This is a genomic window from Stenotrophomonas sp. GD03777 (assembly GCF_029842485.1).
GTDB lineage: Bacteria > Pseudomonadota > Gammaproteobacteria > Xanthomonadales > Xanthomonadaceae > Stenotrophomonas > Stenotrophomonas sepilia.
Window position 1 is genome coordinate 1 of the sequence record NZ_JAOCGL010000119.1, and the last position, 10,729, is coordinate 10,729.

At 67.2% G+C, this 10,729-nt stretch carries 10 protein-coding genes and 1 pseudogene; 7 read left to right on the forward strand and 4 right to left on the reverse strand.

The features are described from left to right. Window positions 1-373: 373 nt before the first annotated feature. On the reverse strand, window positions 374-1,585 hold the full coding sequence (gene tyrS, locus N5E02_RS18205; protein WP_005420460.1) for a tyrosine--tRNA ligase: 1,212 nt from the start codon (window positions 1,583-1,585) through the stop codon (window positions 374-376). Between the two features lie 167 nt (window positions 1,586-1,752). On the opposite strand from tyrS, the gene N5E02_RS18210 reads away from it, so the two are divergent. Together N5E02_RS18210 and N5E02_RS18215 are read left to right on the forward strand one after the other, a co-directional pair. Next, the gene (locus tag N5E02_RS18210; RefSeq protein ID WP_053500323.1) at window positions 1,753-3,225 is read left to right on the forward strand and encodes a peptidoglycan DD-metalloendopeptidase family protein; all 1,473 of its coding nucleotides are present in this window, start codon (window positions 1,753-1,755) and stop codon (window positions 3,223-3,225) included. 65 nt (window positions 3,226-3,290) lie between these two features. Beyond that, window positions 3,291-4,418: an anhydro-N-acetylmuramic acid kinase gene (locus N5E02_RS18215; protein ID WP_279946578.1), complete on the forward strand. Its 1,128-nt coding sequence runs from the start codon at window positions 3,291-3,293 to the stop codon at window positions 4,416-4,418. 68 nt (window positions 4,419-4,486) lie between these two features. Here N5E02_RS18215 and N5E02_RS18220 read toward each other — a convergent pair whose 3' ends face one another. The 3 genes from N5E02_RS18220 to N5E02_RS18230 form a co-directional block, all read right to left on the reverse strand. Further along, window positions 4,487-4,717: a hypothetical protein gene (locus N5E02_RS18220; protein WP_005420465.1), complete on the reverse strand. Its 231-nt coding sequence runs from the start codon at window positions 4,715-4,717 to the stop codon at window positions 4,487-4,489. Window positions 4,718-4,795: 78 nt separating this feature from the next. Continuing rightward, the gene (locus N5E02_RS18225; RefSeq protein WP_049413991.1) at window positions 4,796-6,100 is read right to left on the reverse strand and encodes an MFS transporter; all 1,305 of its coding nucleotides are present in this window, start codon (window positions 6,098-6,100) and stop codon (window positions 4,796-4,798) included. Then, window positions 6,097-6,897, reverse strand: a complete 801-nt coding sequence (locus N5E02_RS18230) for an exodeoxyribonuclease III (protein ID WP_111200524.1) — start codon at window positions 6,895-6,897, stop codon at window positions 6,097-6,099. Before N5E02_RS18230 ends, N5E02_RS18225 begins: the two co-directional genes overlap by 4 nt. Before the next feature lie 161 nt (window positions 6,898-7,058). Here N5E02_RS18230 and pyrE point away from each other — a divergent pair, with 161 nt between their 5' ends. The 5 genes and pseudogenes from pyrE to N5E02_RS18255 all read left to right on the forward strand — a co-directional run. Then, window positions 7,059-7,718, forward strand: coding sequence for an orotate phosphoribosyltransferase (pyrE, locus tag N5E02_RS18235; protein ID WP_005420471.1), 660 nt, complete (start codon window positions 7,059-7,061; stop codon window positions 7,716-7,718). A gap of 19 nt (window positions 7,719-7,737) precedes the next feature. Continuing rightward, entirely contained in the window at window positions 7,738-8,400 is a 663-nt protein-coding gene (locus tag N5E02_RS18240) for a hypothetical protein (RefSeq protein WP_005420473.1), read from the forward strand. A 221-nt stretch (window positions 8,401-8,621) separates the two neighbouring features. Further along, the gene (locus tag N5E02_RS18245; RefSeq protein WP_005407770.1) at window positions 8,622-8,714 is read left to right on the forward strand and encodes a potassium-transporting ATPase subunit F; all 93 of its coding nucleotides are present in this window, start codon (window positions 8,622-8,624) and stop codon (window positions 8,712-8,714) included. A 12-nt stretch (window positions 8,715-8,726) separates the two neighbouring features. Further along, window positions 8,727-10,436, forward strand: a complete 1,710-nt coding sequence (gene kdpA / locus N5E02_RS18250; RefSeq protein ID WP_053500329.1) for a potassium-transporting ATPase subunit KdpA — start codon at window positions 8,727-8,729, stop codon at window positions 10,434-10,436. 10 nt (window positions 10,437-10,446) lie between these two features. Further along, a pseudogene (locus N5E02_RS18255) lies at window positions 10,447-10,729 on the forward strand (potassium-transporting ATPase subunit B); the annotation flags it as partial.

Below are 10,729 nucleotides of genomic sequence, written 5' to 3' on the forward strand. Positions count from 1 at the left end.
TAGCGAGCCGCCCATTATGCCAGACTTTTTCAGTCCGTCAACACCTTCGTTCGATCATCTCGTTCGGCGGTGGTGGGCGCCCTGCTGTCGCTGAAGCCCCTTGGTGGCGACCCCTGCGACGGGGGAGGAGAAGTATGTCCCCATTCCGATCATTTGTGAAGGGGGTGTGGCGATTTTTTTCACCGGATGTTGCATCGGTTCATGCGCCGCGCCGCGGGAGGATCCCGTGAAGAGCAGCCGAGCGTGGCTATGCCGGGCGTCCTGCCCGGCCCCTACGGGCCGTCGCACGCGACGAAGGCAACGGCTCCTGCCGTTGCCTTCGGCTCTACAAGAGCAAAAGGAAGGGCCGGCTGGCGCCGGCCCTTCCTTCTTCTCAGCCAGCGACCAGGCGCACGCGGGCGAAGGTGCGCTTGCCGACCTGCAGCAGGCCTTCGAAGCCCGGCTGCAGCACCTGCTGGCCGTCTTCGACCACTTCACCGTCCACCTTCACCGCGCGCTCCTTGAGCTTGCGGTTGGCTTCGGAGTTGCTCGGGGTCAGGCCGGCCGCCGTCAGCAACGCGGCAATACGCAGGCCTTCGGCCGGGATCGCCACATCCTGCAGCGGCAACTGGGTGATGTCGCCCTGCCCGGTCACCGCCGCCTCCCAGCCGGCAATCGCCTGCTCTGCCGCCACGGCGTCGTGGAAACGGGTCGCCAGCTCACGCGCCAGGCGCAGCTTGACCACGCGCGGGTTCAGGCCGCCATTGGCCACCTGCTCGCGCAGCTGCACGGCCTCGGCCTGGCTGATGTCGAAGGACAGCAGCTCGATCCAGCGCCACATCAGGGTGTCGTCCACCTTCATGGTCTTGGTGACGATGTCGATGGCCGGCTCGCTGATACCAATGTAGTTGCCCAGCGACTTGGACATCTTGTTGACGCCATCCAGGCCTTCCAGCAGCGGCATGGTCAGCACCACCTGCGGCTTCTGGCCATGGTGTTCCTGCAGGCCACGGCCCATCAGCAGGTTGAACTTCTGGTCGGTACCGCCCAGCTCGACGTCGGCCTCCAGGGCCACCGAGTCGTAGCCCTGCACCAGCGGGTACAGGAACTCATGGATGGCGATGGACTGCTGGGCGGCATAGCGCTTGGCGAAGTCGTCGCGCTCGAGCATGCGTGCCACGGTGTGCTGGCCGGCCAGGCGGATCATGTCGGCCGCGCCCATCTTGCCGAACCACTCCGAGTTGAAGCGGACTTCGGTACGGCTGCGGTCGAGCACCTTGAACACCTGTTCCTCGTAGGTACGGGCGTTGGCCAGCACGTCATCGCGGCTGAGCGGCTTGCGGGTCAGGCTCTTGCCCGAGGGATCGCCGATCATGCCGGTGAAGTCGCCGATCAGGAAAATGACCTGGTGGCCGAGGTCCTGGAACTGGCGCATCTTGTTCAGCAGCACCGTGTGGCCCAGGTGCAGGTCGGGCGCAGTGGGGTCGAAGCCGGCCTTGATCCGCAGCGGGCGGCCTTCCTGCAGGCGCGCACGCAGATCCTCGAGCTTGAGGATCTCGTCGGCACCGCGGCCGATCAGGGCAAGGGCTTCTTCAATCGAGGACACGTGACTACTCCCGGCAACGCCGATTCTTGTGTGGGGTGTTAAAGCAAAGTTAACCCGATTGGCTTCACAAAAGCCAATGGGCACAAGGGTTTGACGCGGTTTTCTCAGGTGTCTATGGTAACCGGCGATCAGGCCCGCGCTCCCGGGCCGCCAGGAAAAAACCGCCGATGCACAATTCCGAACAAGGGCGCGCACGCAAGCAGCGCTTCCAGGAACGCCTTCACGTCCTGCACGACAACGCCCTGCATCGGAAGCTCAGGCAACACCTTCCCGCCGCCTTCAATGAGCGCTGGACCCGCCGCCATTGGATGCACGCCAGCCTGTTTGCGACCATCGGCGCCCTGGTGGCGACGATCGTCCCCGGTTTCTCGCACACCATTGATGCGCCTTACGCGGACAGCCACACCAGCCTGGCGCTGCCGCTGCCGCCGTTGACCATGGCCCGCCAGCAGCAGGTGCCGGGCGACAGCTGGCAGGTGCTGCGCATCCAGCGCGGCCAGACCCTGAGCGACCTGTTCGACAAAGCCGGCATTCCGGCCACCACCCTGCACCGGGTGCTGGAGCACCCCGGTGCGCGCGAGGCGCTGACCAAGCTGCGCCCCGGCGCCGAGATCGCCTTCGACATGCCGCTGTCCGGCGACCTGCGCAGCATCCGCTTCGATCGCGACGCCGACAACCGGGTGGAACTGAGCCTGGCCGGCGATGACATCAAGGAGAAGGTGACGCGGCGCGAGACTTCCACGCGTACCGTGGTCACCAGCGGCGAGATCACCAGTTCGCTGTATGCCGCCGCCCGCCGGGCCGGGCTGTCGCCGTCGGCGATCGCGACGATGACCGACGACATCTTCAAGTACGACATCGACTTCTCCAAGGACCTGCAGCCGGGCGACCGCTTCAGCGTGGTGATGGACGAGACCTGGCGCGAAGGCGAGAAGGTGGACACCAGCAAGATCCTGGCGGCGACCTTCACCACCGGGGGCAAGACCTATTCCGGCTTCCGCTTCGACCGCAACGGCAAGTCCGAGTACTACGACATCAACGGCCGTTCGTTGAAGAAGAGCTTCATCCGCATGCCGATCCCGTTCGCGCGGCTGAGCTCGACCTTCGGCGCACGCAAGCACCCGGTGCTAGGCAAGATGCGCATGCACAAGGGCGTGGACTACGCCGCGCGTACCGGCACGCCGATCATGGCCGCCGGCGATGCCCGCGTGCAGTTCGCGGGCGTGCAGCGCGGCTACGGCAATGTGGTGATCCTCGACCACGGTCGAGGCCACACCACCCTGTACGGCCACATGTCGCGCTTTGCGAACATCAGGACCGGCCAGCGCGTGGCCCAGGGCACGGTGATCGGCTATGTCGGCTCGACCGGCCTGGCGACCGGGCCGCACCTGCACTACGAATTCCGGGTCAACGGCGAACACCGCAACCCGCTGACCGTGACCATGCCGCCGCCGGAGCCGCTGAAGGGCGCCGAGCTGGTCGCCTTCCGCGCGCAGACCGCGCCAGCGATGGCCCGCATCCAGGGCATGGAGAAGCTGATCTACGCCGATGCCAGCCCGGCACCGACCAGCCGCGACGAGGCCGCCGCCGAGGTGGCCAGCGCCAAGGACAAGCAGGCGACCGGCCGCAAGCGCGGCTGAGCCCCTGCGTTGACGAGGAAGGACGCGGCAGCCCAAGCTTGCCGCGTCCTTTTTTTGTGCCTGCCATGAACACTACTGCCGACGCTGACGCCCCCCTGTATCTTGGCCTGATGTCGGGCACCAGCGCCGACGGCATCGACGCCGCGCTGGTGCAGTTTCCCGCGGGCGGTGGCTGCCGCTTCGTGCACGGCCTGACCGCACGCTGGGAACCGGTGCTGCGCGCGCGGCTGGTGGCGCTGGGCGAAGGTGGCCCGTTGGATTCGCTGGAGGAGCTGGGCGAACTGGACGCGCGGATTGCGATCAACTTCGCCGAGGCCGCCAACCAGCTGCTGGCCGAAGCCGGCGTGGACCGCAGCCAGGTACGCGCGATCGGCTCGCACGGCCAGACCGTGCGACACCGCCCGCTGGCCGATCCAGCGTTCACTGTGCAGCTGGGCGACGGCAACCGCATCGCCGAACTGACCGGAATCACCACAGTATCCGACTTCCGCCGTCGCGACGTAGCGGCCGGGGGGCATGGTGCGCCGCTGATGCCGGCTTTCCACCTGGGCATGCTGGGTGCCGCCGATGAAGACCGCGCGGTGCTCAACCTGGGCGGCATCGCCAACCTGACCCTGATCCCGCGCGAAGGCGCGGTGCGCGGCTTCGATACCGGCCCGGCCAACGCGCTGATGGATGCCTGGTGCCAGCGCCACACCGGCCGTACCTTCGATGCCGATGGCGCGTATGCCGCCAGTGGCGCGGTGGACGAGGGCCTGCTGGCCGGCTGGCGTTCGGACCCGTGGTTCGCGCTGCCGCCGCCGAAGAGCACCGGGCGCGAGCAGTTCCACCTGGCCTGGGCCGAGGCGCACATGGGGGAAGGCGAATATGCCGCTGCCGATGTGCAGGCCACGCTGCTGGAGCTCACTGTGGCAACCGTGGCCGATGCGCTGCTGGCGCAGCAGCCGCAGACCCGGCGCCTGCTGGTCTGTGGCGGCGGGGTGCGCAACCGGCAGCTGATGAAGCGGCTGGCGGCGCGGCTGCCGGAGGTGCAGGTGGAGTCCAGCGCGGTGCATGGGCTGGACCCGGAGTACGTGGAGGCGATGGGATTCGCCTGGCTGGCGCAGCGGACGATGGACGGGCTGGGCGGCAACCTGCCGAGCGTGACCGGAGCCAAGGGGCCGCGGATCCTGGGGGCAGTCCACCTGGCGTGAGGTGGCGCCATCCACGCATGGCGTGGATTCACCGGGCAGCCGAGCGTGGGCTCGGCTCTACAAAGCCGCTAATCGAAGCCCTGCCCTGCGGGCAAGGCCTGCAGGGCGGCGATCGCATCGGAGAGGGCGTCCACTTCGGGATCGCCGAAACCGGAGCGGACCTCCAGTTCACTGCTGAACAGGCCCTGCTCCAACAACGCGGCGCAGGTCTGTTCATGGGTCCAGCCGCGGGCGACCGCGACACGTCGGATACGTTCCAGCAGCAGCGGGTCCAGGTCCCGCAGCACAACGTCGGCCATGCTCACTTCCCCGTTCGCAAGGCACCGCCCCCTCGGCGCGTCGGGGGCGATGATCCCGCAGTCCGGGCGGGCAGGCAATCAGGCGACCGGTGGCGGCCCGCGGTCGGCGATCCGCGGCCACAGCCAGGCCAGCAGCAGCAGGGTCGGCACCACAGTGACCGAGCTGAGGATGAAGAACGTGCTGTAGGACGTCGCCTCAACGATGTATCCGGAGACACCGCCGATGAACTTGCCCGGCAGGTTGGCCAGCGATACCAGCAACGCGTACTGCGTGGCGGTGAAGTTGCGGTCGGTCAGCGACGACATGAAGGCCACCAGCACGGTGCCGGCGAACCCCTGGAACAGGTTGTCGGCACTGAGCGCGGCATAGAACGCCCACAGCTTGCCTGGGTTGTGCGCCATCAGCAGGAAGGCGAGGTTGGACATCGCCACGCCCAGTGCGGCCACCAGCAGCATGCGCCGGAAGCCGAATGCGGCCACCGCAATACCCCCCAGGAACGCACCGCCGATCCCCATCCATACACCGAACAGCTTGGACACGGTGGCGATGTCGGCCTTGTCGAACCCCGAATCGAGATAGAACGGCCCGGCCATCACGCCGATCACCTGATCGGGGAACTTGAACAGGCCGACGAAGGCCAGCAGCACCAGTGCCAACGCCACGCCATTACGGCTGAAGAAGCTGGAGATGGGCTGGACGAAGGCTTCGGCGATATCGATGCGACGCTGCACCGCCGTGGCCGGGCGCTCCGGTTCGGCGCACAGCAGGGTAGTGACGATCGGCAGCAGCATCAGCGCGGCCATCGCCAGGTAGGCGACGATCCAGCCTTCGAACTGCGCCAGGTACAGCGCGCCGGCACCGGCCAGGATCAGGCCGATCCGGTAGCCCAGCGTATAGGTGGCCGCCAGCGCGGCCTGCGCGGTCTGCGGAGCGATCTCGATACGGTAGGCATCGACCGCCGAGTCCTGGGTGGCGCCAGCGAACGACGCCACCAGCACCCACATCACCAGTGGCCAGACGCCCTCTTCCGGCCGCACGAAGGCCAGTGCGACCAGGCCGACCAGCACCAGCACCTGCGATACCAGCAGCCACGAACGGCGGCGGCCGAGCGCGCCCAGCAGCGGAAATGCATAGCGGTCCAGCAGCGGCGCCCACAGGAACTTGAGCAGGTAGAAGAAGCTGGCCAGGCTGATCAGGCCGATGCTGCCCAGGTCCAGGCCGACGTCGCGCAGGCGCGTGGACAGCGTCTGCGAAGCGATCAGCAGGAACGGCAGGCCACTGCCGAAGCCAAGCATGGCCATGGTCAGCGCCGACGGGGTACCGAAGGCGCGCTTGATGCCTGCCCAACCCTTGTAGCTAACCGGCGTGGCGGCCTCGGTCACAGGTCGTAGTCCACGGTGAACGGGGCGTGGTCGGAGAAGCGCTCGTCGCGGTAGATCGAACAGCTACGCAGTTTGTCGCGCAGGCCCGGCGTGATGAACTGGTAGTCGATGCGCCAACCGACGTTGTTGGCGCGGGCGGCGCCGCGGTTGCTCCACCAGGTGTAATCCTCGCCGGTGGGATTGAGCAGGCGGTAGGCATCGGCCCAACCGCGGCCGGCGGCGACATCGGTGGCCTGGCCATGGTCGGCGCAGAGGGCGTTGAGCCAGTCGCGCTCCTCCGGCAGGCAGCCGGAATTCTTCTGGTTGGACTTCCAGTTCTTGATGTCCAGCGCCGAACGCACGATGTTCCAGTCGCCGCACAGCACGTATTCGCGGCCGCTGCGCGCCCACTCCTCCAGGATCGGGCGCAGCCATTCCATCACTTCGAACTTGAAGCCCTGGCGCAGGTCACCCGAGCTGCCGGAGGGAATATAGAAAGAGACCACGCTGAGATTGCCGTAGCGCGCCTCGATGTAGCGGCCTTCGTCGTCGAACGGGGCCCAGCCCAGCGAGGTGATGACCTGGTCCGGCTCGCGCTTGCTGTAGATCGCCACACCGCTGTAGCCCTTCTTGGTGATGGCGTCGCGGTAGAAGCAGTGATGGCCATCCGGACGGAACATCGGGTCGGTCAGCTGGTCTTCCTGGGCCTTGGTTTCCTGGATGCACAGGACGTCGGCGTCCTGGGCACGGAACCAGTCCAGGAAGCCCTTGGTCGCGGCGGAACGGATGCCATTGGCGTTGAAACTGATGATGCGCATGCGGGGACCTGCGGCGGGAAACCGGGCAAGCATACCGGTTGCCCGTAGGGCTGCGCAGTCCGCCAGGCAGCGCCGCGACAGCCTTCACGCGGGGCCGGACGAGCGCGAAACGCCCAGCTGGATTAGGATTTGTGCTCCAAATGAAGATGAATCGAGTTTTGATGAGCGACCACCGCCACCGTTTCCTGCAGCTGGCCCTGACCGCCGACGCCCTGCGCTTCGGCCAGTTCACCCTCAAGTCCGGCCGGCTGAGCCCCTATTTCTTCAACGCCGGCCGTTTCGACTCCGGTTCGCTGCTGTCCCAGCTCGGCGCCTGCTATGCCGATGCCATCGATGCCAGCGGGATCAAGTACGACGTGGTGTTCGGCCCGGCCTACAAGGGCATTCCGCTGGCCACCGCGATGGCCTGCGAGCTGGCCCAGCGCGGCCGCGACCTGCCGCTGTCGTTCAACCGCAAGGAAGCCAAGGACCACGGCGAAGGCGGCCAGCTGATCGGCGCCGACATGAATGGCAAGCGCGTGCTGATCGTCGACGACGTGATCACCGCCGGTACCGCGATCCGCGAAGCGCTGGGCATCATCCGCGCTGCCGGCGGCACCCCGGCCGGCATCGTGGTAGCCCTGGACCGCCAGGAGATCGCCTCGGAAACCGACCGCCGCTCGGCGGCGCAGTCGGTGGCCGAAGAGGCCGGGATTCCGGTGATCGCCGTGGCGTCGCTGGCCGATCTGCTTGATTTCGCCTCCGGCAACCCGGAACTTGTGGGTTACCGCCAGCCGCTGGAAGCCTACCGGGCCCAGTACGGCGTCCGTTCGATCCGCTGACCGACCCAGGGGAAAGGTCATGTCCCGAGTTCCTGCCGTTCTCTTTGCCGGCCTGCTGCTGGCCGTGCCGTCCACCGTGCCGGCGCAGTCGCGCGACGGCGGCAAAGTGGAGAAGAAGCTGTATTGCTGGAACGAGGGCAAGGAGCGGATCTGCAGCGATTCGCTGCCAGCCGATGCGGTCAATCACGCCCGCGAGGAGTTCAACGCGAAGAGCGGCCTGCGCAATGCGCAGGTCCAGCGCGCGTTGACCGACGAAGAGCGCGCCGCGGCCAGCACCGAGGCGCAGCAGCAGCAGCTGGACCTGATGGCCGAGCAGACCCGCCAGCGCACCGAACAGGCGATGCTGTCCACCTATGGCAGCGAGGACGACCTGCGCCGGGTGTTCGCCGAGCGCCAGGAAGTGCTCGACAACAACCTGAAGACCGCCGAGTACAACGTCACCAGCCTGCGCGAATCGCTGGTGGCGCTGTTGTCGGCCGCTGGCGACCGAGAACTGGCCGGTGGCAAGGTGGCCGACAAGCAGGCCGAGGCGATCCGTCAGCGGCACGTGCAGTTGCGGGCGCAGCAGCGCCTGCAGGCCGGGTTCCTGCAGCAGCAGCAGGCGCTGAAGGCCGAGATCGACAGCACGCTGCAGCGCTACCGCGAGCTGAAGGGCGTGGCGCCAGCGAGCCAGGCGCCGTGATTCGCTTGTAGGGTCGAGCCCATGCTCGGCTCCACGTGGCCTTGGGAAAGAGCAGCCCAGCATGGGCCCGGCTCTACAGTGGGCGGCGCCTGGTTACGGCTTGGCCCACGGAATTTATGCACTCTTTACGCGTCGGCACGGTCCGGCGCGTAGTGCGTTTATGGGCGGCAGGACGACGATGACGGCCTGAGGTGGAGGGGTTCCACCAGGACGCTATTGCAATGTCCCCCTGGCTGTCGTTGTTGTGTGGCGTGCTGGTGCTGGTCGCCGCCGCCTATCTCCTTTATGTCGTGCTGCGGCCCGAGTCGTTCTGAGCGGAGCCTGCCATGACCGAGATGCTTGTGATTATTGCCGCCAGCCTGTTGCTCGCGTGGCCGCTGGGCCTGTACCTGGCACGCGTGATGCGCGGCACGCCGATGAAGGCCGACGTGCTGTTCAACTGGATCGAAAAGCCGTTGTACAAGGTGTTCGGCGTCGATCCCTCGCGCGCGATGTCCTGGCGCGGCTACGTGCTGGCCTTCGTGCTGAGCAACGTAGTGATCGCCGTACTGACCCAGGCGGTGTTCATGACCCAGGCCTGGTTGCCGTTGAACCCGGACCAGATCCCGAACATGCGCTGGGACACCGCGCTGCACACGATGATCTCGTTCCTGACCAACACCAACCAGCAGCACTATTCGGGCCAGGCCCAGCTGTCCTACCTCTCACAGATGACCGGCATCACCGGCCTGCAGGTGGTGACACCGATGATGGGCCTGGCGCTGGCTGTGGCCACGCTGCGCGCGTTGTTCTCGCGTGCGCCGCAGGCTGCGGCGGCCACCGGTGCCGGCGACGACCGCCAGGTGGCGGTGGGCAACTACTACGTGGACGTGGTCCGCCTGTGCGTGCGCTTCCTGTTGCCGCTGTGCCTGGTGTGGACCCTGCTGCTGACCAGCCAGGGCGTGCCGTCGACGATGGCCGGTGGCCCGCAGGCCACGCCGATCGATGCCAGCGCCGGCATGACCGGACAGAAACTGCCGCTGGGTCCGGTGGCGGCGATGGTCGCGGCCAAGCAGCTGGGCGCCAACGGTGGCGGCTGGTACGGCCCGAACAGCAGCTTCCCGCTGGAGAACCCGACCCCGCTGTCGAACGCGCTGGAGATCGTCGGCATCCTGCTGGTGCCGATGGCGGTGATCTTCATGATCGGTGCGTTCACCGGCCGGCGCCGGTTCGGCGCCCTGGTGTTCAGCTGCATGCTGGGCATGTCGCTGCTGTCCACCGGCGCGATGGTGTGGAGCGAAGGGCACAGTGCCAGCGCCGCCACGCCGCTGCTGATGGAAGGCAAGGAGGTGCGCTTCGGCGCCGACGGCACGGCGCTGTGGGCGGCGGTGACCACCCAGGTCTCCAACGGGTCGGTCAACGGCATGCATGACTCGCTGGCGCCGCTGAGTGGCGGCATCGCGATGGTCAACATGCTGGTCAGCGCGATCTGGGGCGGCATAGGCTGTGGCCTGCAGCAGTTCATCGTGTACCTGCTGCTGGGCGTGTTCCTGGCCGGGTTGATGACCGGACGTACGCCGGAACTGTTCGGCCGCAAGCTGGAGACGCCACAGGTACGCCTGCTGGCCCTGCTGGTGCTGCTGCAGCCGATCACCCTGCTGGTGTTCACCGCGATCACCCTGGCCGTGCCCGGGCTGGCCGCTACCTCCAACCCGGGCTTCCATGGCATCAGCCAGGTGTTCTACGAGTACGTCTCGGCCTACGCCAACAACGGCTCGGGCTTCGAGGGGCTGGGCGACGCCACGCTGTGGTGGAACCTGAGCTGCTCGCTGGTGCTGCTGCTGGGCCGCTTCCCGCTGCTGATCATCCCGCTGGTGGTGGCCGCACAGCTGGCCGCCAAGCGCCAGGCGCCGGAGTCTGCCGGCAGCCTGCAGATCGAAACCCCGACCTTCGCCCTGACCCTGGTCTCGGTGATCGTCATCCTGACCGTGCTGCAGTTCATGCCGGCGCTGGTACTCGGCCCGATCGCCGACCACCTCAGCCTGGGACTGCACTAAGGACACCCCGATGAGTACCCACGCAAGTTCCACCCGTAGTTCCCTTGCCCCGCGCCCTGCGCTGCTTGATGGCGCCGGCCTGCGCCGTGCGCTGGTCGAAGCAGTACGCAAGCTTTCGCCGATGCACCTGGTGCGCAGCCCGGTGATGGCGGTGGTGATGGCTGGCACGATCGTCGCGGCCATCGTCACACTGACCGGCAATGCGCCGCTGGGCTTCGGCATGGCAGTGACCGCGATCCTGCTGGTGACCGTGTTGTTCGGCAATTTCGCCGAAGCAGTGGCCGAGGCGCGTG

Coding starts and splice junctions, on each gene's coding strand:
- N5E02_RS18210 (WP_053500323.1), top strand. CDS start 1,753: ATGCACAATTCCGAACAAGGGCGCGCACGCAAGCAGCGCTTCCAGGAA.
- N5E02_RS18215 (WP_279946578.1), top strand. CDS start 3,291: ATGAACACTACTGCCGACGCTGACGCCCCCCTGTATCTTGGCCTGATG.
- N5E02_RS18220 (WP_005420465.1), bottom strand. CDS start 4,717: ATGGCCGACGTTGTGCTGCGGGACCTGGACCCGCTGCTGCTGGAACGT.
- N5E02_RS18230 (WP_111200524.1), bottom strand. CDS start 6,897: ATGCGCATCATCAGTTTCAACGCCAATGGCATCCGTTCCGCCGCGACC.
- pyrE (WP_005420471.1), top strand. CDS start 7,059: ATGAGCGACCACCGCCACCGTTTCCTGCAGCTGGCCCTGACCGCCGAC.
- N5E02_RS18240 (WP_005420473.1), top strand. CDS start 7,738: ATGTCCCGAGTTCCTGCCGTTCTCTTTGCCGGCCTGCTGCTGGCCGTG.
- N5E02_RS18245 (WP_005407770.1), top strand. CDS start 8,622: ATGTCCCCCTGGCTGTCGTTGTTGTGTGGCGTGCTGGTGCTGGTCGCC.
- kdpA (WP_053500329.1), top strand. CDS start 8,727: ATGACCGAGATGCTTGTGATTATTGCCGCCAGCCTGTTGCTCGCGTGG.